General features: G+C 69.7%; 10 protein-coding genes and 1 riboswitch. Of the genes, 2 read left to right on the forward strand and 8 right to left on the reverse strand.

Going from position 1 to position 25,934, the window contains the following annotated elements; translation table 11 throughout:
- Positions 1–26 precede the first annotated feature (26 nt).
- Entirely contained in the window at positions 27–983 is a 957-nt protein-coding gene (locus A5732_RS14320; RefSeq protein ID WP_076102540.1) for an asparaginase, read from the forward strand.
- Here the strand turns inward: A5732_RS14320 and A5732_RS14325 are convergent.
- Positions 948–2,342, reverse strand: a complete 1,395-nt coding sequence (locus A5732_RS14325; RefSeq protein WP_171975023.1) for a DNA polymerase IV — start codon at positions 2,340–2,342, stop codon at positions 948–950. The genes A5732_RS14320 and A5732_RS14325 overlap by 36 nt on opposite strands.
- Positions 2,343–2,408: 66 nt before the next feature.
- Between A5732_RS14325 and A5732_RS14330 the strand changes: the two genes are divergently transcribed.
- Positions 2,409–2,930: a hypothetical protein gene (locus A5732_RS14330; RefSeq protein ID WP_171975020.1), complete on the forward strand. Its 522-nt coding sequence runs from the start codon at positions 2,409–2,411 to the stop codon at positions 2,928–2,930.
- A gap of 14 nt (positions 2,931–2,944) precedes the next feature.
- Here A5732_RS14330 and ileS read toward each other — a convergent pair whose 3' ends face one another.
- The 7 genes from ileS to A5732_RS14365 form a co-directional block, all read right to left on the reverse strand.
- Complete coding sequence (gene ileS / locus A5732_RS14335) at positions 2,945–6,061, reverse strand: isoleucine--tRNA ligase (RefSeq protein WP_076102560.1); 3,117 nt, start codon at positions 6,059–6,061, stop codon at positions 2,945–2,947.
- A gap of 372 nt (positions 6,062–6,433) precedes the next feature.
- The gene (locus tag A5732_RS14340) at positions 6,434–6,685 is read right to left on the reverse strand and encodes an Rv1535 family protein (RefSeq protein ID WP_076050563.1); all 252 of its coding nucleotides are present in this window, start codon (positions 6,683–6,685) and stop codon (positions 6,434–6,436) included.
- A 266-nt stretch (positions 6,686–6,951) separates the two neighbouring features.
- A riboswitch (M-box (ykoK) riboswitch) is annotated at positions 6,952–7,137 on the reverse strand.
- Between the two features lie 183 nt (positions 7,138–7,320).
- The gene (locus A5732_RS14345; protein ID WP_076102542.1) at positions 7,321–8,445 is read right to left on the reverse strand and encodes an NAD(P)H-dependent flavin oxidoreductase; all 1,125 of its coding nucleotides are present in this window, start codon (positions 8,443–8,445) and stop codon (positions 7,321–7,323) included.
- 76 nt (positions 8,446–8,521) lie between these two features.
- On the reverse strand, positions 8,522–9,091 hold the full coding sequence (locus tag A5732_RS14350; protein WP_076102543.1) for a carboxymuconolactone decarboxylase family protein: 570 nt from the start codon (positions 9,089–9,091) through the stop codon (positions 8,522–8,524).
- A gap of 76 nt (positions 9,092–9,167) precedes the next feature.
- Positions 9,168–9,569, reverse strand: a complete 402-nt coding sequence (locus tag A5732_RS14355; protein ID WP_076050558.1) for a VOC family protein — start codon at positions 9,567–9,569, stop codon at positions 9,168–9,170.
- Entirely contained in the window at positions 9,523–10,365 is an 843-nt protein-coding gene (locus tag A5732_RS14360; protein ID WP_076102562.1) for a helix-turn-helix transcriptional regulator, read from the reverse strand. The genes A5732_RS14355 and A5732_RS14360 overlap by 47 nt, the downstream gene beginning before the upstream one ends.
- A 104-nt stretch (positions 10,366–10,469) precedes the next feature.
- The coding region (locus A5732_RS14365; RefSeq protein WP_076102544.1) for a non-ribosomal peptide synthetase at positions 10,470–25,934 on the reverse strand (15,465 nt) is incomplete at its 5' end.

The raw sequence follows: 25,934 nt of genomic DNA on the forward strand, positions 1-25,934 counted from the left end.
AGGCTAGCGATGTTCGCGCAGGGGCGATGCGCAATGATGCCACCATGGCCCGCCTCACCGTGATCGCCACCGGGGGCACGATATCGACCGGCACCGGCGCCGACGGGGTGCACCGGCCGTCGTACAGCGGGTCGGACCTGACGGCGCCCTTCCGCGAAGAACACGACGTCGACGTCGTTGACCTGCTGGCGGTCGACAGCTCGGAGCTGACGCTGGCCGATTGGGACCGGATCCGCGACGCGGTGACGGCCGCGGTCGACGGCGGGGCCGACGGTGTGGTGGTGCTGCACGGCACCGACACCATGGAGGAAAGCGCGTTGTGGCTCGATCTCACCTATGGGGGCCAGGCCCCGGTCGTGCTGACCGGCGCCATGCGCAGCGCCGACGCCCCCGACGCGGACGGCCCCGCGAATGTGCGTGACGCCCTGACGGTGGCGGCCAGCCCGGCCGCCCGCGACCTGGGCGTGCTGCTGTGCTTCGCCGGCCGGGTGCTGCAGCCGCTGGGCATGAGCAAGGTGGCCACCGAGGACCTGAGCGGCTTCACCGGCCGGCTGCTCGGCGGCGTGGCCGGCGACGTGACCCTCACCGGCCCGAAGACCCGCCCGTACGTCGGCGATCTGCGGGCCGACGACGCGCCGCGCGTCGACATCGTCGCGGCGTACCTGGGCAGCGACGCGGTGGCCCTCGATGCGTGCGTGGCCGCCGGCGCGCGGGGCGTGGTGCTCGAGGCGCTGGGTTCGGGAAACGCCGGACCCGCGGTGGTCGACGCGGTGCGCCGGCACTGCGGCGACGGGATCGTCGTCGCGGTGTCCACCCGCGTCCCCGGCGGGCGGGTCGGTGCCAGCTACGGCCCCGGCCACGACATGGCGGCGGCCGGGGCGGTGATGGTGCCGCGGCTGCGACCGCCTCAGGCGCGCGTGCTGCTGATCGCCGCGCCGGCCGCCGAGCTACCCATCGCCGACGTCGTTGCCCGGTGGGGCTGACAGCGCATCGGCCTGCAGCCCCCCGGCGTAATCGGGCCAATCCAGGGAATCGATCGGGTTGGCGCGCACCAGATCACCGCCGTCGGCGGGAAATGTCCGGGCGGGGCCGGGGCCGGAGCTGCGGGTTTCGAACCGCGCGGTGACCACGCCGTGGCCCGCGCCCTGCACCCAGCCGTGCCCGAGCTCGCGGTGGGCGACGTCGTCGCCGACCCGCCACCCCGCGGCCTCCGCTGCCTGGGGCCCGGGCCCATACATGGCCTCGGTCGCGGTCTCGACCGACGGTGAATCCGGTTGCGGCGCAGCCAGTTCCAAATCCGGAAACAGCGATTCCTGGCGTACGTCACTGAGCCCCGAAAAGCCAACGCCGAGAAGGCGAATGGGCCCGATCTCGCGCGGATCGAGCAGTAGCCGGCGGGCCATGCCCACCAGCGCGGCGACCTCGGTGGTGGCATAGGGCAGCGTCGCGGACCGGGTCAGCGTGCTCATGTCGGATTTCTTCAGCTTGACGGTGACGGTGCGCGCGCCGCGGCCGTCGCGCAGCAGGCGGTGATGGGCGTGCTCGGCGATCGGTTCGATGGCCTCACGCAACTGCTCCAGGCTGGTCAGGTCGGCGGCGAAGGTCGATTCGGAGCTGATCTGCTTGGCCTCGGCGCGTTCGGCGACCGGGCGGTCGTCGATCCCGCGGGCCAGCCGGTGCAGCGCCGGCCCGATCGTGGCGCCCAGAATGTTGGCCGCCTCGGCCTCGGTCAGTGCGGCCAGCTCACCGATGGTCTCGATGCCGAGGCGATGCAGCCGCTCCTCGGCGACCGGGCCAATCCCCCACAGCCGGCGCACCGGCAGCCCGCCGAGCAACAGCCGCTCTTCGGCGCGGCGCACCACGCGGACCCCGTCGGGCTTGGCCAGCCCGGAGGCGATCTTGGCGATCTGCTTGCCCGAGCCGGCGCCCACCGAGGCGATCAGGCCGGTCTCGTCGCGGACTTGTCGCCGCAGGTCCTCGCAGAACGCCTCGACGTCCTCGGCGGACGCGCCGGCGAGCTGCGCGGGTTCGCCGAACCCCTCGTCGAAGGACAACTGCTCGACCACGGGCACCACGGCGCGGATGGTGTCGAAGACGCGCCTGCTGGCCAGCCCGTACACCACGCCGCGCGGCGGCAGCACCACCGCGTTCACGCCGACCAGCCGGCGGGCCTGATGCATGGGCATGGCCGAGCGCGCCCCGAACACGCGCGCCTCGTAGCTGGCCCCGGCCACCACGCCGCGCCCGCCTACACCGCCGACCAGCACCGGGCGCCCGCGCAGCGTCGGGCGGGTGAGTTGCTCGACGGAGGCGAAGAACGCATCCATGTCCAGGTGCAGCACCCACCGCGACTCCACACGCTCGATGCTAGGGCCCACGCGAACCGCCAGTTGGACTAACGTTTTGTCATGGCCATCGGGTCCGGCGACGCGGCCGTTCCGCAGGGGGGCGCGTCGCCCTCGACGCGATGGGCCCGACTGCGCCATCAATGGAACGAACGCCTGCAACCCGGGGAGCAGACCACGGTGCTGGCCTGGGCGTCGTTCACCCTCACCTTCGCGGGCCTGCGCGGCCTCACCCACTGGATCCGCGCCGGCCATGGACCCTCCGGTGGCGGTGTGTCGTTGGGCGGCAAGCACTTTCACCACTACAACATCGGCATCGGGATGCTGGCGACGGTGGCCGGCGTGGGGCTGCGCGGAAGCGAGAAGCAACGGCGGCATCCCGCGGCGGCGGTGGCGTACGGCGCGGCCAACGCGATGATCGTCGACGAGCTGGCGCTGCTGTTGGACCTCAAGGACGTCTACTGGGCCTCGGATGGCCGCAAGAGCGTGGACGTTGCGGTTGGCGTGATCGCCACCGGGGCGACGGTGGCTGTAGGCATGCCGTTCTGGCCGCACGCCCACCGGGCGCTGCGGTCCAGCGACTGAGCGCTTCCGGCTAGCTATGCCTTGGCGATGCTCACCCGCACGCCGTCGCCGATCTCGGCGCCGTCGGCCGGATCGCCGAATTCGAAGCTGGTGGCCAGGATCTCGCCCGCGATGAGGTCGCGGTGGGTGCGCGCCCAGTCGGCCCGCTCGCCGGGTACCGCCATCACCACCGAAATCCGGTCGGAGACATCCAAACCCGTCGACTTGCGCAGCTCCTGCAGCTCGCGGATCCGGTCCTTGGCCCAGCCTTCGGCCTCGAGTTCCGGGGTCACCGTGCCGTCCAGCACCACCAGCCCCGCCCCGTCGGGCAGGGCCGCGGTGAATTCCGGATCGGCCGCGACCAGGCGTGAGCTGTATTCCTCGGGTTGCAGCACCGCGGGTCCGGCCGTCAGGGTGCCGTCCGGATTGACGACGCCCTCCCCCGCCTTGACCGCCTTGATGGCCGCCTGCACGTCCTTGCCCAGCCGCGGCCCGGCCACCCGCGCGTTGACGGTGAGCTCGAAGCGGCCGTAGGTGTCGATCGCGTCGGTCAGCTCGACACTCTTCACGTTGAGCTCATCGGCGATCAGGTCGGCGAAGGGCTCCAGTCGCTGCGGATTCTCCACCGCCACCGTGAGTTTCGGCAGCGGCAACCGCACCCGCAGCTTCTTGGCCTTGCGCAACGACGACGCGGCCGAGCAGACCTCGCGGACCTGATCCATCGCGGCGACCAGGTCGGGGTCGGCGGGCACCTCACCGGCCTGCGGCCAATCGGTGAGGTGCACCGACCGCTGCGAAGTCAGGCCGCGCCACACGATCTCGGTCACCGACGGAAGCAGCGGCGCGGCCAGCCGCGCGGTCACCTCCAGCACGGTGTGCAAGGTGTCGATGGCGTCGACATCTTCTTCCCAGAACCGCGAACGCGACCGGCGCACATACCAGTTCGTCAGCGCCTCGGTGAACTGGCGCAGCTGCTCGCAGGCCCGCGAGATGTCGCAGGTGTCCATCTCGTGGGTCAGGTCGTCGCGCAGCTCGGCGAGCTTGGCCAGGATGTAGCGGTCCAGCACCTGCGTCGAATCGGTGCGCCACGTACCGACTTTGGGCGCGTAGAGGGCCAGGAAGCTGTAGGCGTTCCAGAACGGCAGCAGCACCTGGCGCACCCCCTCGCGGATGCCCTGCTCGGTGACGATGAGATTGCCCCCCCGCAGGATCGGCGAGGCCATCAGGAACCAGCGCATGGCGTCGGAGCCGTCGCGATCGAACACCTCGCTGACATCGGGATAGTTGCGCAGCGACTTGCTCATCTTCTGGCCGTCGGATCCCAGCACGATGCCATGTGCCACACAGGTTTTGAAGGCGGGACGGTCGAAGAGCGCGGTAGCCAGCACGTGCAGGGTGTAGAACCAGCCGCGGGTCTGCCCGATGTACTCGACGATGAAGTCGCCCGGGTAATGGCCGTCGAACCAGTCGGCATTCTCGAACGGGAAATGCACCTGCGCATACGGCATGGACCCCGAGTCGAACCACACGTCGAGCACGTCGGGGATGCGGCGCATCGTGCTGGCCCCGGTCGGGTCGTCGGGGTTTGGCCGGGTCAGCTCGTCGATGAAGGGCCGGTGCAGGTTGGTGGGCCGCACCCCGAAGTCGCGTTCGAGCTCGTCGAGGCTGCCGTAGGCGTCGATCCGCGGGTAGGCGGGATCGTCTGACTTCCACACCGGAATCGGGGTGCCCCAGTAGCGGTTTCGCGAGATCGACCAGTCGCGGGCGCCCTGCAGCCACTTGCCGAACTGGCCGTCCTTGACATGCTCGGGATACCAGGTGATCTGCTGGTTGAGTTCGACCATCCGATCCCGGAATTCGGTGACCGCGACGAACCACGAGGACACCGCCCGATAGATCAGCGGGTTGCGGCAGCGCCAGCAGTGCGGGTAGGGATGCTCGTAGGTTTCGTGGCGCAGCAGCACCGCGCCGTTGGCCGCGGCCGGGCCGCTGCCGTTCTTCAGGTCGCGGATGATGTGCGGGTTGGCGTCAAAGACGTGCTGCCCCTGGTAATCCGGGACCGTGGCGTCGAAGCGCCCCTTGGAATCGACCGGGGTGACCGGGGTGATGCCGACCTGGTCGGTGGTCGCCATGTCGTCCTCGCCGTAGGCCGGCGCCATGTGCACGATGCCGGTACCGTCCTCGGTGGTGACGAACTCACCGGGCAGCACCTGAAATGCGTTGTCCGTATCCATGAAGTACGGGAACGGCGGCAGGTAGCGGGTGCCGAGCAGGTCGGCGCCGCGGTGGGTGGCCAGCACCTCGGGTTCGTCCCCCAACTCGCGCGCGTAGGCGGCCAGCCGCGGCTCGGCCAGGACGAAACGCTTGCCGTGGGCCTCGACCTCGACGTAGGTCACGTCGGGGTTGACGGCGACGGCCAGGTTGGACGGCAGGGTCCACGGCGTCGTCGTCCACACCAACAGATGCGCGCCATCCAAGTCGCCGCCGGTGACTTTGAATCCCACCGTCAGCGCGGGGTCCTGGCGGCTCTGGTACACGTCGTCGTCCATCCGCAATTCGTGGTTGGACAGCGGGGTTTCGTCGCGCCAGCAGTAGGGCAACACCCGGTAGCCCTCGTAGGCCAGGCCCTTGTCCCAGAGCTGTTTGAACGCCCAGATCACCGACTCCATGTAGGGCAGGTCCAGCGTCTTGTAGTCGTTGTCGAAGTCGACCCAGCGCGCCTGGCGGGTGACGTAGGCCTGCCATTCGTCGGTGTAGCGCAGCACCGAGGCGCGGCAGGCGTCGTTGAACGCGGCGATGCCCATGTCGTCGATCTGCGATTTGTCGGTGATGCCCAGCTGGCGCTCGACTTCGAGCTCGGCCGGCAGCCCGTGGGTGTCCCAGCCGAAGCGGCGCTCCACCTTGTAGCCGCGCATGGTGCGGTAGCGCGGGACGATGTCCTTGACGTAGCCGGTGAGCAGGTGCCCGTAGTGCGGCAGCCCGTTGGCGAACGGCGGGCCGTCGTAGAACACGTATTCCGGCGCGCCGTCACGGCGGGCGATGCTGGCCCGGAAGGTGTCGTCGCGGGCCCAGTAGTCCAGCACCTCCAGCTCGAGCGCCGGGAAGTCGGGCGCTCCGCCAGCCGGCTTGGGGTAGGCCTGGACGGAGTCCACCGGCTGAGCCTCGAGGTCAGCTTCGGGGCCGGGTGTATCGGTCACGATGCGCGTTGTCTCCTGTGCCACGGTGCAAACCGGGGACGACGACGCGCTGGCTGCGCGAGCGCCGCGGTACCACCCCGCTTGCCGCGCTTTCGCGTGGCCGCTCGATGACGGCTGTGACGGGCCTACCCGTTCGGTTCTACTGAGCCAGGACGGCTGTTCTTCCGAAGGCTCCCCGGTGATGGCCGGATCGACGCCAGTAGATCGATTCTACGAAGACCCGCAAATCCGGGTGCACTCCAAGGGGTCGCCAAGGCGCAGAGCTACGTCTGCGGCCAGGCGGCCCCTTGGAGCCACGGTTTTTCGACGTCCATCGAAGTTCGGCTTTCAGGCCCGGACTTCGAGGACGCCAACCCGCCACAGCGCGGCGTACACGTGACGCAGCGGGACGCTCAGCAGACGGGCGGCGCCGTCGACCAGCGGGTCGCTCCCGGCGCCGAACGGTGCGTTGCCGGACGGGCGGCGGGCCTTGGCCGCGGGAGCCTGGGCGGGCGCCGGGATCGTGTCGGTGTCGCGCACCACGGTCAGCGTGGGGGCGGGAGCTACGGTGAGCACTTCGTCGTAGAAAGCTGCGGTCATCATCGCCTCCTAAAGGGGAGATCCAACGGGGGACTGACTGGGCTGATGTGTCCCATCCCGTGTGATCTCAAAACGCTTGGGCGATAACCACTTAGCGTTGCGACGACGCGCGCCGGAGACCGGATCGGGACGAAACACAGTTCGGACTTCGGTCCGGACTATCGCTAGAACTCATGTGTCCCTCACCTCCTCGCGGTCACGACGCATGCGCGGGCCGCATGCAATCTATGCGCAGCAAAGGAGCAGAACCCGACGACCGTCGGAGATCCGCACCCCACTCGTCAGAGCTTCGGCACCACACGACGTGTCCTGGCCCGGGAAAACAATCCGAGCCGGAAGCCACCTGGGCTCAACCCTTAAGCCGGGAGGAGCTGTCCTGACCCGGGGCGTCTTTCGACGTTCGGGGTCAGTGGCCTGTATTCGTGTAGACGCCTCACCTAACGAGGTGCTTACCCGACCGATGATGCACGACGGCACTGACGCGGTCAAATCCCTGGATAGCGTGTCCGAGATTCTGTACGCATTCATGAGGGGCGCACACAGCATTCGGCCAGCTTCACCGCGCCGAGCTGCGCATATGCGCGCCAGCCGTCAGGAATCCGTCAATTCCGCGCAGTTGGCCCGGCCGCGGCGAATCACTTCTCGACCAGGCCGTCGAGCCGGCCGATGGTGTCGATGAACTCCTCGACCATGTCCAGCACCACCGAACGCGTCGGGCGGACCCGGTCGAGCGAGCCCACCACCTGCCCGACGAAGTAGGTGGCCAGCTCACGCGCCTTGGCGCCCTGGTGGGCGGCGGCCTGGTTGATGCGCACCTGCGGCTCGGTGATCAGCGCTGTCTGCAACGGCATGCCCAGCGGCTCCGGGTTTTCCGGCCGCTCCCACTCGTCGGTCCAGGCCGTGCGCAGCATCCGCGCCGGCTTGCCCGTCATCGAGCGCGACCGCACCGTGTCCGACGAGCTGGCGGCCAGGAACTTCTCCTTGACCACGGGCACCGTCTCGGCCTCTTCGGTGGTCAGCCACACCGAGCCGCACCACACGCCCTCGGCGCCCAGGGCCAGCGCCGCGGCGATCTGCCGCCCGCGGGCGATCCCGCCGGCGGCGAGGACGGGTACCGGCGCCACCGCGTCGACGACCTCGGGCACCAGGACCATGGTCGCCACCTCGCCGGTGTGGCCGCCCGCCTCGGTGCCCTGGGCGACGATCAGGTCGACGCCCGCGGCGGCGTGCCGTTGCGCGTGCCGGGTGGTGCCGGCCAGCGCGGCCACCAGCACGTCGCGGTCGTGCGCGCGTTCGACGAGGTCCGCCGGGGGCGGGCCGAGCGCGCTGGCGATCAGCCGGATGTTGTTGGAGAAGGCGACGTCGAGCAGCGGCTCATACGTCTTGGGCGAGATGTTCAGGCCACCCAGCCAGGCGCGGGGCTCCTCGGCGCTCGCGGTGACGCCGTAGCGGGCCAGCAGGTCGTCGACGAACGCGCGATGTTCGTCGGGCAGCAGGGTGCGGGCCTGGGTGGTGTCGATGCCGCCTTGCTCGGCGCCGACGTATTTGGGCGGCAGCAGCAGGTCGACTCCGTAGGGCTTACCGCCGGTCTGTTCCTCGATCCAGGTCAGCTCGCTCTGCAGGCGTTGGGGGCTGTGCGCGGTGGCGCCCAGGATGCCGAAGCCGCCCGCATTGGTCACCGCCGCCACCACGTCGCGGCAGTGGCTGAAGGCGCAGATCGGGAATTCGACTCCGAGCATCTCGGCGACCCTGGTTCTCATTGCCCGACGCTAAGAGTTATCGACTGCTAAGTCAATCGGCTACGGCGCGTGGGCAACTCAGGTGTGCGCGCCGGCGCTAAGACCGGGGAGACCGGCCGTCCGGCGGCCAGCTCGACACGCCCTCCTCGAGCGGCACCTCCAGGCTCTGCAAGATCGACGCGACCATCCGCCAGGCACCGATGACCGTCACCAGTTCGACGAGAACCGTTGTGTCACCCTCGAATTCGCGCACGCATGCCGCCCAGCTCGCGGAACTGACCGCGCCGTCGCGCACCACGTCGTCGGTGGCCGCGAGCACGGCCCGCTCGATGGACCCGAACCCCGCGTGATTCGGCCAATCCCGCACGCCCAGCAGATCGTCGGCAGGAACGCCGAGCCGGGACGCGACCCGCCAGTGCTGTGTCCATTCGTAGTCGCAGGAGGTGAGCCAGCCGATCCGCATGATCACCAGCTCGCGCAGCCGCGAGTCGAGGGCCCCGTGCCAGAGCATGGTGGCGAGCAGGTCGTTGATGCCACGCGCCAGCGGCGGATGGTTGAGCAGCACCTGGAAGATGCTGAGCTCGGCCATGTAATTGGGGACGGCCGCTTCGTCGGCGGCGGCCTTGGCTTCGTCGAGTGGCAGTTTAGGCAGGCGCGCTGTTGTCATCGGATGAGCACTCCTCCGTGCTGGCGGGACCGTCGCGTTCTACGGTCATGGTAGCCAGGCGTCGGGGCCTCAGCGATCAGCTCGGCATAGGCTCGCCGACGTAGTCGCCGAATGACCACAAGTTGCCTTCAGCGTCGCGGACGGCGAATTCGGTTGCACCGTAATCGGTTTTGCCGAGCGGGCGAACGATTTCCGCCTCGTGTGAGAGCACCCGTTCGTAGAGGGCGGCGGGATCGCCGGTGACGATGTAGCCGCCGGCGGTTCCCGGTTCACGCGACCAGTCCGCGCCGGCCTTGTGGCTACCCAGCATGATCCCGCCGCTGCCTTCCGGCCAATTCAGCTGGGCGTGATCGACCCTGTCGCCCTCGCCGTATCGGGCCGCGACGACGAAGCCGAACACGTCGACGTAGTAGTCGATGAGTTTGACAGCGTTATGTGCCTGCAGCGTCAACCAGACGGTCGGATTCGAAGTAGTCATGGTCCCATCGTGAACCGGACGAGTGCCCGCCGTCTTGTATGTTTCGGAACTCTTCGGCCAGCCATTCCCTTGGCGGCACCCCGGCGAACCGGCCGAACTCACGGGTCAGGTGCGCCTGGTCCCAATACCCGGCATCGGCTGCGACCGCGGCGAGGTCGACCCGGCCGGTTCGACGCGCCGACGCCGCGATGCTCGCCGTCGCGTGCTGGAATCGCATGAGCCTCAACACCGTCTTCGGAGATCTGCCAACCTCCCGCTGGAACAGCGTGGTCATCCATCTCGCACTCACTCCGACACGATCTGCCAACACGCCCAAGGGAATTCGCCCCTGAGTGCGCTCCATCAGGTGCCAGGCATGCGCGACCTCGGGACGCACGGTCACATCGTCGTGGCGGCGCCGGGCATCGACGAGGTAATCGGCCACCGTTGCGAAGACCTGGGGCCAATGGCGCGCTTCGGCGACACGTTCGGAGAGCTCGATCGCGCGGCGGCCGAGTACATCGACACCGTCGTAGGCGGTGACGGGCAGCTCGGCGCTGGGCACACCGAACAGTGCGCGCGACGCCAACGGGTGCACCGCCAGCTGCACACCCGCTTGGGCACGCCGCTGCCGCACATGGCTGGCCTGCACGTGTAATCCCCCGAGGACCAACGGGTTGGGCCGAGAACTCGCCAGCCCATCGGCGGTGGGTGCGGCCTCCACCCCGTCGTCGAGGCTGACAATGAACGTCAACATCGACGACGGCAAACCGCGATGCACAGTCTCGGGCACCTCCAGCGAGCGATAACCCACCATCGACGTGACGCCGGGCGCATTGCGCGTCGGCGCCGCCACGAACTCCCAGCTTCGCTGCACTTCGCCGCCCATCTCAGCCACGCTAGCCCGGCGCGTGTCTGACGTCAGGTCGGTGGCTCGAGCAGCCCGAGCAGTTGCAGGTCGGTCACGTATTTGACGATCACCGCCGGGCTGATTTGCGGGATGTCGTTGTCGGGGCCGATTTTGGCTTCCTGCACGGTGGCGCGGAATCGGTCCGTCGGCGCCAGGCACCCGCGAGCCGGGTCCGCGGGCGGCACGTGCTGGGCGTTGCGCAACTGCAGCAGCTGCAGCACCGACTGGTGGCGCTGCCGTTCCGGCAACGCGTGCAGGGCGGCCTCCATCCGTTGCAGCCACTCGGTGAAGTCGTCGATGCGCTGCACCGGGTAACCGGCCTCGATGACCCAGTCAACGTATTCGTCGAGCCCGATGCCGTCGTCGTGCGGGTTCATCACGTGATAGGTCTCGAACCCGTCGAGCACCTGGGCGCCCAGCGTGGTGATCGCCGCGGCGACGAACTCGACCGGCAGGGCATCGAAGTGCGCGCGCTGCCGGTTGCCGTGCGCGTCGAGCTCGTAGAACGAGCGCGGCGCGACCCCGCTGGCCACCACGCTGTGCACCATCCGGGTGAACATGTCCGACAGGTTCAGCTGGCCGGCATAGGTGGTGTCGGCCAGGATCATGTCGCAGCGAAACACCGAAACCGGGAGCCCGCACAGGTCGTTGGCCTCGCGCAGCAGCACCTCGCCCGCCCACTTGCTGTTGCCGTACCCGTTGGCGTAGCTGCCGTCGATGATCCGGATCGGGCCGGCGGTCCGGACGTCGGCGTCCTCGGTGAACGCCGACGGGTCGATCTGGTCGCCGACGTTGGCCGTCGAGACGTAGGTGTACGGCTTGAGTTTGGTGGTGAGCGCCAACCGGATCAGCTCGGCGGTGCCCGCCACGTTGGGGGCGAACAGCTCGCTGTAGGGCAGCACGCCGTTGACCACGGCCGCGCAGTCCACGATCAGATCGACGGTGGCGGCCAGCCGCTGCCAGGTTTGTTCGTCGACACCGAGATCGGGCCGCCCCTTGTCGCCGGCGATGACCTCGAGATGGTCGTCGGCGAGTTCGTGGAAGTACCGCAGCAGCGCGGGATCGCCGCTGTCGAAGGTCTTTTCGAGACGGCGCCGCGCATCCTCATCCGAGGTGGCCCGCACCAGGCAGATCAACTTGCCGTCGGCCAGTTCCAGCCGTTCGAGCCACTGCAGCACCAGGTACCGGCCGAGGAAGCCGGTGGCCCCGGTCAGCAGGACCGTGCGCACCCGGGTGCCCGCGCCCGGCAGCGCCGGCGCGCCGGACAGCGTCGGGGCGTCGATGAACTTGTCCAGCGTGAGATCGCTGGCGTACACCTCGGTCGCGTCGCGGCCGTGCACGGATGCGAAGTCGGCCCGAAGGCCTTCTGCCGCACCATGATCGCCGTTCAGCTGCTGGCTCAGGCTGCGCACCGACGGCGCCTCGAAGACGGCGCGCACCGGCAGGTGGATGTCCAGGGCGTTGTAGATCGCGGCGACCAGGCGCATCGCCGACAGCGAATCCCCGCCCAGATCGAAGAACGACTCCTGAACCCCGACCCGCTCGAGACCCAGCACCTGGGCGTAGAGCCAGGCCAGGATCTCCTCGACCGCGGTGGTCGGAGCGAGGTAGTCGTCGGGGCCCTGGTAGTCGGGCGCCGGCAGCGAGCGGGTGTCGAGTTTGCCGCCGGGCGTCAACGGCAGCGCGGGCAACACCACCACCGCGGCCGGCACCATGTAGGCGGGCAGCCGCTCGGCCAGCAGGGTGCGGATCTCGGCGGGGTTGGCCGTTCCGGTGATGTATCCGACCAGCCGCTTGTCACCGGGGCGGTCCTCGCGCGCGATCACCAGCGCCCGGTCCACGCCGTCCAGCGCGGCCAGCGCGGCCTGGATCTCGCCGAGTTCGATGCGGTACCCGCGGATCTTGACCTGCTCGTCGGCGCGCCCGACGTAGCGCAGTTGCCCGTCGGTCCCCCACCACGCCAGGTCCCCGGTGCGATACATGCGCGCACCGGTCCCGCCGAACGGGCACGCCACGAACCGCGACGCGGTCAGGCCGGGCCGACCCAGGTAGCCGGTGGACACGCCGCCGCCGGCCACATACAACTCGCCGACCACCCCCGCGGGCACCGGTTGCAGGCATGCGTCGAGGACGAACAACGCGGCGCCGGACAGCGGTGAACCGATCGGCGGCACCTCGGGCCCCGGGATCAGCGGCGCGCTGACGGCCGCGACGATGGTGATCTCGGTGGGCCCGTAGACGTTGACCATCACCCGTCCCGGGGCCCAGCGGTCCACGAGTTCGGTCGGGCACGCTTCACCGGCGACGGCCAGCACCGTCGAGTCCAGGCCGTCGGTGGCGAGCAACCCCGCCTCGGACGGTGTCTGGGTCAGCATGTCGACGTTCTCGGCAACCAGCAAGGCGTGCAGGTCTTTCGGCGAGCGCACCACGTCGTCGGGCACCACCAGCACCCGTCCGCCGTGCAGCAGCGCGCCGAAGATCTCCCACACCGAGAAGTCGAAGGCCAGCGAGTGGCACTGGCTCCACACCTTGCCCGGCGCCGCCGGCAGACCTGCAGCACCCAGCGAGGCGAACAGTTGGGTGGCGTTGTGGTGGGTGACCGCCACGCCCTTGGGAACACCGGTGGTGCCCGAGGTGTAGATCGTGTAAGCGACGTCGTGCGGTGCCGGTGCCGGCAGCGCCGTCGTGGGCAGGTCCTGGATCGCCGGATCGTCGATGTCGATGACGAGCGGGCCGGAATCGACTATCCGCGAACGCAACTCGGCGGTGGTGAGCACCGCGGCCGGCGCGGCGTCGGTGAGCATGAACTCGATCCGCGCCGCCGGCAGGGCCGGGTCGATCGGCACATACGCGGCGCCCGTCTTGAGCACCGCCAGGATCGCGGCGACCGCCCGGGCTGAGCGTTCGACCAGCACCGCCACGCACCGCCCCGGCCCCGCGCCGTGGTCAACGAGCAAGTGCGCCAACCGGTTCGCGCGCTCCTCGAGTTCCAGGTAAGTCCACGAGCACGCTCCGTAGCGGATGGCCACGGCTTCGGGGTCGCGCGCGACGTGGCCGGCGAACACCTCCGGGATCGATGCGGGCCGGTGCGACGGGCGCGTCAACACCGCCCGGTTGCCGACGGCATCGAGGCGCGCGTGCTCGTCGGCACCGAGCACATCGACCGACGACAACCGCTGGGTGGGGTCGGCGGTGATGGCCGTCAGCACCCGATGCAGCCGGATGATCAGGGCTTCGATGGTGGCGGTGTCGAAGACGTCGGTGCGGAACTCCACCGCTCCGCCGATCCCGGCGGGCTGCCCGTCGGTGGTCCAGCGTTCGGCCAGCGACCACGCGAGATCCATTCGGGCGGTGCGGGTGTCGACCGGCACCGGGGTGACCCGCACGTCGCCGAGGCTCAGGTCGGCCGCGTCGGTGTTCTGCCAGGCCAACATGACCTGAACCAGCGGGTGATGCGCCAGGCTGCGGGCGGGATTGAGCCGCTCCACGAGGACCTCGAAGGGCACGTCCTGGTGCTCGTAGGCGGCCAGGCTGCGTGCGCGCACGTGAGCCAGCACCTCGGCGATGGTGGGATCACCGGCAAGGTCGACCCGCAACACCAGGGTGTTGACGAAGAAGCCCACCACGTCGTCCAGCGCCGGATCGCGCCGCCCGGCGATCGGGAACCCCACCGCCACATCCGAACTCGCGCAGATCTTGGCCAGCAACACCGCCAGCGCGGCCTGCACCACCATGAAGCTCGTCGCGTTGTGCGCATTGGCCACCGCGCGCACCCGCTGCTGCAATTCGGCGGTCCAATCCACGGCCACACTCGCCCCGCCGAAATCGGCCACCAACGGATACGGCCGATCGGTGGGCAATTCCAGCCGCTCGGGCATTCCGGCCAGGGTGTGTTCCCAGTAGCGCAACTGTCCGGCGATCAGGCTGTGCGGATCCTGCAGTTCGCCGAATTGCGCGCGCTGCCACAGCGTGTAGTCGACATACTGCACCGGCAGCGGCGTCCAGTCCGGGGCGTCCCCGACCACCCGGCTGGCGTACGCCTCCCCCAGATCCCGCACCAGCGGGGTCAACGACCAGCCGTCGGCGGCGATGTGGTGCAGCACGGCCACCAACAGGTACTCGTTATCGTCGAGCCGGAACAGCAGTGCCCGCAACGGAAGCTCGGTGGCCAGGTCGAAGCGGTGGCCCACCACGGTGTCGATGGCCTTGCCCAGCCGGGCGGACGACCACCCGCGCGCATCGGTGATCTGCCAACCGAATTCGGCGTCGTCGACCTCGACCACCAGCTGCCGAGGTATGCCCTCGCGCGCCGGGAAGAGGGTGCGCAGGCTTTCGTGCCGGGCCACCACATCGGCCAGCGCGGCGCCGAAGGCCTCGCCGTCCAGACGCCCGTGCAGCCGCAGGGCGATCGCCATGTTGTGCACCGGCGACGGTCCGTGCAATTGACCGATGAACCACAGCCGCGACTGCGCGAACGACAGGGGCACCACTTCCGGCCGCTCACCGGCCACCAGCGGCAGGCGATCTCTCCCGTCGGCGCCCAGGCGCGCCGCCAGGCGCCGGATGGTGGGCGCTTCGAACAGGGCCCGAACACCAAGGTGGGCATCGAGATTGGTGTTGACCTCGGCGACCAGCCGCATCGCCGACAGCGAGTCGCCGCCGAGGTCGAAGAAGGAGTCATCGATCCCGACGCGGTCGACGCCCAGCACGTGGGCGTAGATGTCGGCCATGGTCTGCTCGACGGCGGTGACCGGGGCGCTGTACTGATCGATGCCGTGGTAGTCCGGCGCGGGCAGGGCGCGGGTGTCGAGTTTGCCGTTGGGTGTCAACGGCAGTGCCTCGATGGCCACCACCGCGGCCGGCACCATGTAGGCGGGTAACCGTTCGGCCAGCTGGGCGCGCACCGCGGCCGGATCGGCGGGACCGGTGAGATAGCCGACGAGCCGCTTGTCGCCCGGCCGGTCCTCGCGGGCGATCACCGCCGCCTGCGCGACGCCCTCCAATTCGGCTATCGCGCTCTGGATTTCACCGAGCTCGATGCGATGGCCACGGATCTTGACCTGCTCGTCGGCGCGCCCGACGTACTGCAGCTGCCCGTCCTGGCCCCAGCGCACCACATCGCCGGTCCGATACATGCGCGCGCCGTCGCCGCCGAACGGGCAGGCCACAAACCGCGACGCCGTCAAACCGGCCCGGCCCAGATAGCCGGCGGCTACGCCGGCCCCGGCCACATACAGCTCGCCCATCACGCCGGCGGGCACCGGCCGCAACCATGCGTCCAGGACGAAGAACCCGAGATGCGCCAGCGGTTTTCCGATGGGGCTGACGTGGCCATCGATGTCGGCGTCGACGATCTCGCGGAACGAGGCGTGCACCGTCGTCTCGGTGATGCCGTACATGTTGATCAGTCGCGGGTGTCGCGGGTGGTCGTGCACCCATTTGCCCAGGCGCTGGGGAGCCAGCGCCTCGCCGCCGAACACCACGGCGTGCGGGTTGAGTTGGCGTTCCGAGCGCGGGGCGTCGGCGCTCTGCAGCGCAAAGAACGCCGACGGCGTCTGGCTGAGGACGCTGACGTCTTCGTCAATCAGCAAGGTGCGCAGGTCTTCCGGCGAGCGCACCACGTCGTCGGGCACGACCAGCAGCCGCCCACCGCCCAGCAGCGCGCCGAAGATCTCCCACACCGAGAAGTCGAAGGCCAGCGAGTGGCACTGGCTCCACACCCCGGTCGTCGATGCGAGTCGGCCGTGCAGGGAGTCCAGCAGCTCGGTGACGTTGCGGTGCGTGACCGCAACGCCCTTCGGGGTTCCGGTGGTGCCGGAGGTGTAGATGACGTAGGCGATGTTCTCGGCCGCGGGCGCCGGCACTGCGCCGGCGGGGTGGGCTTGTGCGGCGGTGTCGTCGGGGTCGATGACCGCCACCTCGAACCCGTCCAGTCGCGGCCGCAGGCCACGGGTGGTGATGGCGGCGATGGGTTCGGCGTCGGCGAGCATGAACCCCACCCGGTGCTGCGGGACCGCGGGGTCGATCGGCAGGTAGGCCGCCCCCGTCTTGAGCACCGCAAGGATCGCGACGACGGCCTGCGCGCAGCGCTCCATCAGCACGGCCACGCACTGCCCGGGCTCAGCGCCCTTGTCAATGAGCCGCTGCGCCAATCGGTTTGACGTCTCGTCGAGCTCCCGATAGGTCATCGACCGACCGCCGGACGTCAGCGCCATCGCCTGCGGGCGGCGCGCCACCTGGTCGGCGAACAACGCGGGGATCGACGGCGATTCGACGCGGGGCTGGGACAATGCCGCGCGGTTGCCGATCGCATCGAGGCGCGCACGCTCGTCGGCGCCGAGCACGTCGATCGACGACAGTCGCCGGGCGGGGTCGGCGGTCATGGCGTCCAGCACCCGCTGCAAACGCCCGATCAGCGTCTCGATGGTGGCGGTGTCGAAGACGTCGGTGCGGAACTCCACCGCTCCCCCGATCCCGGCCGGCGTGCCGTCCTGCGCCCAGCGCTCGGCCAGCGACCACGCCAGGTCCGTACGGGCGGTGCGGGTGTCGACCGGCAGCGGGGTCACCCGCACATCGCCGAGGCTCAGGTCGGTGGCCTCGGTGTTCTGCCAGGCCAGCATCACCTGAACCAGCGGGTGATGCGCCAGGCTGCGGGCGGGATTGAGCCGCTCCACCAGCGCCTCGAACGGCACGTCCTGGTGCTCGTAGGCGGCCAGGCTGCGTTTGCGAACCTGGGCCAGGATTTCGGCGATAGTAGGATCTCCGCCCACTTCGACGCGCAACACCAGGGTGTTGACGAAGAAGCCCACCACGTCGTCCAGCGCCGAATCGCGCCGGCCGGCGATCGGGAACCCCACCGCCACATCCGAACTCGCGCAGATCTTGGCCAGCAACACCGCCAGCGCGGCCTGCACCACCATGAAGCTCGTCGCGTTGTGCGCATTGGCCACCGCGCGCACCCGCTGCTGCAACTCGGCGGTCCAATCCACGGCCACACTCGCCCCGCGGTAGTCCGCGACCAACGGATACGGCCGATCGGTGGGCAGCTCGAGGCGCTCGGGCAACCCGGCTAGCTCCTGCTTCCAGTACGCCAGCTGCGCCGCGATCGGGCTGTCCGGATCTTCCAGATCACCGAATTGGCCTCGCTGCCATAGCGTGTAGTCGACATACTGCACCGGCAACGGCGCCCAGTCCGGGGCGTCCCCGACCGCGCGACTGGCGTAGGCAACCGCCAAATCGCGCACCAGCGGACCCAGCGACCCCCCGTCGGCGGCGATGTGGTGCACCACCGCCACCAGGACGTGTTCCTCGTCGTCGACGCGGAAAAGCTGTGCGCGCAAGGGAATTTCGGTTGCCAGGTCGAAGGTGTGCCGCGCCGTGTCGCGGATGGCGTCCTCCAGCCGGGCCGGCGACCAGCCGGTGGCGTCGATGGCCAGCCATGTGACGTCGGCCCGCTCGGGGGCCAACACCACCTGCTGGGGTATGCCCTCGACGGCGGCGAACACCGTGCGCAGGCTTTCGTGGCGCGCCACGACGTCTCGCAGCGCCGCCCCGAGGGCGGCGGCGTCCAGGCGTCCGCTCAGCCGCAACGCCGCCGCCATGTTGTACACGGGGGACGGGCCGTGCAGCTGGTCGATGAACCACAACCGCGATTGGGCGAACGACAGCGGCACCACCGCGGGCCGCTCGTGCGCCGTCACGCCGTCGAGCCTGCCCCCGCCCGCACCGACGCGCGACGCCAGCTGGCCAACCGAGGGCGCCTCGAACAACGTCCGCACCCCGACATGGGCGTCGAGCGTGGTGTTGATCGTGGCGATCACCCGCATCGCAGATAGCGAGTCCCCGCCCAGATCGAAGAACGAATCGTCGGCGCCGACCCGCTCGACCCCGAGGACTTGCGCGTAGATACCGGCCAGGATTTCCTCGGTCGGGGTGGACGGGACCCGATACTCACCGGCGGTGTATTCGGGCGCCGGGAGCGCGCGGGCATCCAGTTTCCCGTTGGGCGTCAACGGCAATGCCTCGATGCCAACCACCGCGGCCGGCACCATGTAGGCCGGCAGCCGCTCGGCGAGCCGGGCGCGGGCCGTGGCCACATCGGCGGTCCCGGTGAGGTACGCGACGAGCCGCTTGTCGCCCGGCCGGTCCTCGCGGGCGATCACAACCGCCTGCCCCACGCCGTCCAATCCGGCGAACGCGCTGCGTATTTCACCCAGCTCGATGCGATGGCCACGGATCTTGACCTGCTCGTCGGCGCGCCCGACGTAATGCAGCTGGCCGTCCGCGGACCAACGCACCAGGTCTCCGGTCCGGTACATGCGCGCGCCGTCGCCGCCGAACGGGCAGGCCACAAACCGGGACGCGGTCAGGCCCGCCCGGCGCAGATAACCGACGGCCACGCCGGCCCCGGCCACATACAGCTCGCCGATCACGCCGGCCGGCACCGGCCGCAGCCAGCCGTCCATCACGAACAGGGCCGTCCCGGATACCGGCGAGCCGAGCGGTGGCGCTCCCGCGCCCGCGGCCAGCGGCGCACTGAGCACCGCGTCCACGGTGGTTTCGGTCGGGCCGTAGGCGTTGATCATCACCCGTCGTGGGGCCCACTGGTCGGCGAGGGCGGCCGGGCAGGGTTCGCCGCCGATGATCAGCGCGGTGTCGAGGTTGTGCGGTGACAGCGCCGCCAGCGCCGACGGGGTGTGGCTGAGCACGCTGACCTGCTCGGCGATCAGCAAGGCGCGCAGCTCATCCGGTGAGCGGGTCACCGACTCGGGAACGATGACCAGCCGGCCGCCGCCGGCCAGGGCGCCCCAGATCTCCTGGATCGAGACGTCGAAGCCATACGAATGACATTGTGACCACACGCCCGCACCGGGCAGCGGCGCGTGCAGTGATTCCAGTAGTCGGGCGACGTTGCGGTGGGTGACGGCAACGCCTTTGGGGACGCCGGTGGTGCCCGACGTGTAGATCACGTAGGCGATGTTCTCGGGCGCGGGCGCCGGCAGCGCGGTGCCGGGATGGTCGGGTGCGGCGGTGTCGTCGACGTCGATGACCGGCAGGCCGAACCCGGCCAGCCGCGACCGCAGGGCTGTCGTGCTGAGCGCGACGGAGGGTGCGGCGTCATCGACCATGAGGCCGATGCGGGACGCCGGCAGCGCCGGGTCGATCGGCAGGTATGCCGCCCCGGACTTCAAGACCGCCAGCATGGCCACGATCGCCTCGCAAGACCGGGAAAACAGCAGCGCCACCACGTCTCCCGCGCCGATGTCATGGTCGAGCAGTAGGTGCGCCAGGCGGTTCGACGCCTCGTCGAGTTCGCGATACGTCATCGAGCGGCCGTCGACGGTCAACGCGACCGCATCGGGGACGCGGACCACCTGTGCGGCGAACAGCTCCGGGAGTGATGCCGGTGCGCTTGCCCGCTCGGCCAGTGCCGCCCGATTCCCCCACCGCGCCAGCTCGAGATGCTCCAAGATGTCGAGCGTGTCCAGCGCCGCCAATGGCCGGGCCGCGTCGGCGGCCATGGCCACCAGGAGCCGTCGCAGCCGCGCGGTCAGCCTGTCGATGTCGGGCGGGTCGAACACGTCGGTATCGAATTCGACACGCAGGCTTAGTTCGTCGCCCGGCACGGCCTGCAGCGACAGCGGGTAGTGGTTGTATTCGTGGCTGGTGAATGCCGTGGCGGTCAGGTCATTGGCGCCCGATAGCGTTGCGGCGTTGACGGGATAGTTCTCGTACACCAGCAGGCTGTCGAATAGCTGGTCGTGGCCGGTGATGCGGTGAATCTCGTTGAGCGCCAGGTGCTGGTGTTCGAGGGTGTCGTTGTGGGCACGCTGCAACTGGTCCAGCAATTCGGCGACGGTGGTCGTCGCGGTAACGCGGGCGCGCACCGGCACGGTGTTGATCAGCAGACCCACCATGGATTCCGCGTCGGGCAGATCGGCCGGCCGGCCCGAGACGGCGGTGCCGAAGGCGACGTCGCGTTGGCCGGTCTGCCACATCAGCAGCTGCGCCCACGCGCCCTGCAGGACGGTGTTGAGGGTGGTGCGGCAGGAACGCGCGAGTTGGCCTAGCGCACGGGTGTTTTCCGCGGACAGGTGCAGCGCGGCCACGCCGCGCGGCCCGAACTCGATGCGGCCCGCCGGTGCCACCAGGGTCGGGGTGTCGAACCCGTCGAGCGCGTCACGCCACGCCAGGCGTGCGGCGGGTACGTCACGGTCGGCCAGCCAGGTGATAAAGCTCCGGTAGGGCGCAACCGCGGGCAACCGCGACCCGTAGTAGCAGGCGAAGATTTCCTGCAGCAGGACCGGGAGCGACCAGCCGTCCATCACGATGTGGTGGACGGTGAGCACGAACCGGTATTCGTCGTCCGGGGTGCGGATCAGCGCGGCCCGGAAGGGCGGTTCGTCGTTGAGGTTTCGCGCCGCGACGCGCTCGGCGACGCAGAGCCGCTGCACCCGCTCCTCGATGTCGCCGTCGCGGATCTCGACGCACTGGTAGGCGAGGTCCGGGGCAGCGGGGAAGATCTGCGCGGGGTCGCCGAATTCGGAATCAAACCGGGCCGCCAGGTTGGGGTGGCGGGCGATGACGGTGTGCACCGCTCGGTGCAGTCGGCGCGAATCGAGGGCGCCGCGCAACGTGATGGTCAGCTGGACCGCGTACACGTCGGCGTCGCCCTGGGTGGCCGTGGCATGGAACAGTAGTCCCTGCTGCAGCGGGGTCAGCGGCAAGATGTCGGCGACATCGTATCGCCGTTCGAGTTCGTCGATCTGCTGCTGGCTCAGGCGGGCGGGGGTGATGTCGGACGGGGTCAGGCCACCGCCGCCGCGGCGCACATGGGCGCAGATTCCCGCCAGCGCCTCAAACCACAACTCGCTCAACCGCGTTACCTGGTCGTGGGTTAGCGCCGAGGACGCCCACGCCCAATTCGCCTGCAAGTGCGGGCCGTCCTCGGTGTCCATGGTGCCGGCGTTGAGCTCCACCGTGTGCGGCAACGGCAGCCCCAGCGCTGCGGCCGCGGCGCTGAGCGACGGACTGTTCCGGCTCAGCCGCCACACGTCGTCGGACAACTCCGCGACCCCGCCACCAAGCCGGCCAAGATAGTTGAACCCGATGACCGGATCCGAACCGCCCAGCCCGAGTTGGGGATTCAGGTAGCGCAGCAGCCCATAGCTCAGGCCGTCCGGAAGGGCACGCAATTGCTCCTTGGCATCCTTGATCACCGCACCCAGCGCGGTCTCACCGGCCACCACGCGTCCCCAGTCCAGCGCCCCGACCTCCAGGGCCACCGGGTGCTTGGCGGTGAACCAGCCGACCGTGCGCGACAAATCGACGTGCGGGCCCAGCTCCTCGCGCCCGTGACCCTCGATGTCAATGCCGATGGGCGCCGTCGTCCCCAGGAATTCGGTGAAGGCCATCCCAAAGGCGATCAACAGGATGTCCTGCACCCCAGCGTGAAACGCCGCGGGTACCTCCCCCAGCAGCTGCCGCGTCGTCTCGACGTCCAGCGACGCCGACAGCTGCCCGGCCGTCTCGTAGGTGTCCTCGGGCTGGACCCCCGGCAACAGCGCCGGGGTCTGCGCAATCCGCCGCCACGCATCTTCCTGGTCGAGCACCGCCGGGCTCTGCGCATGCTCGGCCAGCAGCGACGACCACCGCGCGAACGACGTCCCACCCGTGGGCAGGCCGATGGGCTGGCCGCTGTGGCGCTGCGCCCAGACGATGTTGATGTCCTCGATCAAGGTCCGCCACGACACGGCATCGACGGCCAGGTGGTGAATGACCAGCGCCAATTCATTTGTCGCACTGGCCCATACCGCGCTCACCATCACCCCGGCGCCCGGGTTCAGCCGCGACCGGGCCTGCTTCAACGCCGCATCGGAGAGCACGTCGACGGTCCGCATCCAGGCGCGGGCGTCCACCGCGCCCGCCTCGGGAACCTCGAGCGACCATCCGCCGGCACCGTCGTCGTCGACGCAGAGCCGTAGCATGGGATGGCGATCCAGCAATGCCTGCAGCACGACCTGCACGTCGGCCTGGCCCACCCCCACCGGAGCCGCCAGCACCATGGTCTGGTTGAACTGCTCGATCGGACCGTCCATGTCGTGCAACCAGCGCATGATGGGGGTGGCCACCACCGGCCCGATCCCGTCGTCGGCCACGTCGTCTTCGGCGGTGGCCAGCGTGACGACCCGGGCCAGCCGGGCCACCGTCTGCTCGACGAAAACATCGCGCGGCCGGCACATTACACCCGCGGCGCGGGCGCGGGCCACCACCTGCATCGACAGGATGCTGTCCCCGCCCAGATCGAAGAATGAATCGTCGATGCCGACCCGCTCCAGCCCGAGGACTTGGGCATAGATGCCGGCCAGGACCTCCTCGATCGCGTCGGCCGGGGCCCGGTACTCGTTGCCACCGTAGTCCGGGGCGGGCAGCGCGCGGGTGTCGAGCTTGCCGTTGACCGTCAGCGGCATCTCATCGAGCGTCACGACCGCGGCCGGCACCATGTAGGGCGGCAACCGCTCGGCGAGCTGCGACCGCACTTCGGACGGGTCGGCCGTTCCGGTGACATACCCCACCAGCCGGACGGCGGCCGGGTGGTCTTCGCGGGCGATCACCGCGGCCTGCTCGATGCCCTCCAATTCGGTGAGCACGGAGTGTATTTCGCCCAGCTCGATGCGATAGCCGCGGATCTTGACCTGTTCGTCGGCGCGCCCGAGATAGTCCAGCTGCGCATCCGCACCCCAGCGCACCAGGTCCCCCGTGCGGTACATGCGCGCACCGGACCCGCCGAACGGGCAGGCGACGAACCGCGATGCCGTCAGGCCGGCCCGGCCCGGATAACCGGCGGCGACGCCGCGCCCCGCGATGTACAGCTCCCCCACCACGCCGGGCGGCACCGGGCGCAGCCAGTGATCCAGCACGAACAGCGCGGCGCCCGGTACCGGCGAGCCGATGGGCACCGAATCGAGACCCGCGGTGAGCGGCACGGTCATGGCCGCATACATGGTGGTCTCGGTCGGACCGTATTGGTTGACCATCACGCGTCCGGGTGCCCACCGATCCGTCACCTCGAGCGGGCACGGTTCACCGCCGACGATCAGCGCCACCGAGTCCAGGCCGTCGGGCGGCAGCGCCGCCACGGCCGACGGGGTCTGGCTCAAGACGTCGACCTGTTCGGCAAGCAGCAAGGCGTGCAGGTCTTCTGGCGATCGGACCACCTGGTCGGGAACGACGACGAGCCGTCCGCCCCGCAACAGCGAGCCGAAGACTTCCCAGACCGAGAAGTCGAACGCCAGCGAGTGGCACTGGCTCCAGACCCGCCCGAGGTCCACTTCCGCGTCCGCCGACCGCAGCAGTTGGGTGACGTTGTGGTGGGTGACGGCGACCCCCTTGGGGGTGCCCGTGGTCCCCGAGGTGTAGATGACGTACGCGATGTTGTCCGCCGCCGGCGCCGGCAGCCCGGTCGTCGGTTGGGTGCGCACGCCGGGGTGGTCGATATCGATGACCGGACCGGAAATACCCAGGGTCGCGCGGAGTTCGGTGGTGCTGATCGTCGCGATCGGGGCGGCGTCGGTGAGCATGAATTCGATGCGGGCCGACGGTAGGGCCGGGTCGATCGGCACGTAGGCCGCGCCGGTCTTGAGCACCGCCAGGATCGCGACGATCGCTTGGGCCGACCGCGGGATCGCCACCGCCACCCGTTGGCCCGGGGCCGCGCCCTCACCAACGAGCAAGTGCGCCAACTGGTTCGCCGATTCATCGACCTCGTGGTAGGTCCACGACCGTCGCCCGGAAGTGATCGCGACCGCCCCCGGTGCGCGAGCGACCTGTTCGGCGAACAGTGCGGGTATCGACACCGGCCCGGTCGACGGCCGGGTCAAGACGGCGCGGTTGCCGATCTCATCGAGGCGGCTGTGTTCCGCCTCGTCGAGGACGTCGATCGACGACAGCGGCCGGGCGGGGTCGGCGGCCATGGCCGACAGCACCTGCCGCAGTCGTGCGACAAGTGTCTCGATGCTGGCCGCATCGAAGACGTCGGTGCGGAATTCCACCGTTCCGGCGATGCCGGCGGGCCGGCCGACGTCGTCCCAGCGTTCGGCCAGCGACCAGACCAGATCCATCCGGGCAACCTGTGTCTCCAGGGGCAGCGGCGTGACCTGCACGTCGCCAAGGCTCAGGTCGACGGGATCGTTGTTCTGCCAGGCCACCATCACCTGAACCAGCGGGTGGTGTGCCAGGTTGCGCGTGGGGTTGAGCCGTTCGACGAGCACCTCGAAGGGCACGTCCTGGTGTTCGTAGGCGGCCAGGCTGCGCTGCCGTACCCGGGCCAGCAGCTCCGCGATGCTGGGATCGCCGCTCAGATCGACTCGCAGCACCAGGGTGTTGACGAAGAACCCGACCACATCGTCCAGGGCCGGGTCGCGCCGCCCCGCGATCGGAAAGCCCACCGCCACATCGGAACTCGCGCTCAATGTGGACAGCAGCGCAGTCAGGGCGGCCTGGACGACCATGAAACTGGTCGCGTTGTGTGCCCGCGCCAGGCGCGCGACCTGTTCCTGAAGTTCGGCCGGCCACTGCACTTCCACGCTGGAGCCGCGGTAATCGGCCACCAACGGGTATGGCCGATCCGTGGGCAGCTCAACATGTTCGGGCAGCCCGGCGAGGGCCTGTTCCCAGTAGGCGAGCTGCTCGGCGATCGGGCTGGCCGGATCCTCGAGGTCGCCGAATTGGGCCCGCTGCCACAGTGTGTAGTCCACGTACTGCACCGGCAGCGGCGCCCAGTCCGGTGCCCGCCCCGACGACCTGCCGGCATAGGCCGCCCCCAGGTCGCGCACCAGCGGCGTCAGCGACCACCCGTCCGCGGCGATGTGGTGCACCACCGCCACCAAGACGTGCTCGTCGTCGCCCGTCTGGAAAAGCCAGGCCCGCAACGGGATTTCGTTCGCAATGTCGAACGTGTAGCGCGCCGCCTCCTGGATTGCCTCGGCCAGCCACGACGCCGGCCACCGGGTGGCGTCGACGAGCCGCCAGCCGAGGTCGATGCTGTCGGGCGGGACGACCACTTGCTGCGGTGTGCCTTCGGGCGCGACGAACAGGGTGCGCAGGCTTTCGTGGCGGGCCACCACGTCGCCCAGGGCGGCGCCCATCGCGTCGGTATCGACCGGCCCGTTCAACTTCAGGGCGACCGCCATGTTGTACACCGGCGACGGACCCTGGAATTGATCGATGAACCATAGGCGAGATTGGGCGAACGACAACGGCAGCAGCGCCGGCCGCTCCGCGGCCACCAACCGGTCCGCGCGACCGGTGCCGGCCTCCACGCGGGTCGCCAGCTGGGCGACGGTGGGCGCCTCGAACAGCGATCGGACGGTAAGGCCTGCGTCCAGTTCGGCGTTGACGGCGGTGATGAGGCGCATCGCGGAGAGTGAGTCGCCGCCGAGGTGGAAGAAGGAGTCGTCGATCCCGACCCGCTCGAC

The sequence above is a fragment of the Mycobacterium colombiense genome, assembly GCF_001953985.1.
In the GTDB taxonomy this organism is placed as follows: domain Bacteria; phylum Actinomycetota; class Actinomycetes; order Mycobacteriales; family Mycobacteriaceae; genus Mycobacterium; species Mycobacterium colombiense_B.

What these genes read in the sequence shown, in the direction of transcription:
- A5732_RS14320 (WP_076102540.1), top strand. Translation starts at nt 27, where the DNA reads ATGCGCAATGATGCCACCATGGCCCGCCTCACCGTGATCGCCACCGGG.
- A5732_RS14330 (WP_171975020.1), top strand. Translation starts at nt 2,409, where the DNA reads ATGGCCATCGGGTCCGGCGACGCGGCCGTTCCGCAGGGGGGCGCGTCG.
- A5732_RS14340 (WP_076050563.1), bottom strand. Translation starts at nt 6,685, where the DNA reads ATGACCGCAGCTTTCTACGACGAAGTGCTCACCGTAGCTCCCGCCCCC.
- A5732_RS14345 (WP_076102542.1), bottom strand. Translation starts at nt 8,445, where the DNA reads ATGAGAACCAGGGTCGCCGAGATGCTCGGAGTCGAATTCCCGATCTGC.
- A5732_RS14350 (WP_076102543.1), bottom strand. Translation starts at nt 9,091, where the DNA reads ATGACAACAGCGCGCCTGCCTAAACTGCCACTCGACGAAGCCAAGGCC.
- A5732_RS14355 (WP_076050558.1), bottom strand. Translation starts at nt 9,569, where the DNA reads ATGACTACTTCGAATCCGACCGTCTGGTTGACGCTGCAGGCACATAAC.
- A5732_RS14360 (WP_076102562.1), bottom strand. Translation starts at nt 10,365, where the DNA reads ATGGTGGGTTATCGCTCGCTGGAGGTGCCCGAGACTGTGCATCGCGGT.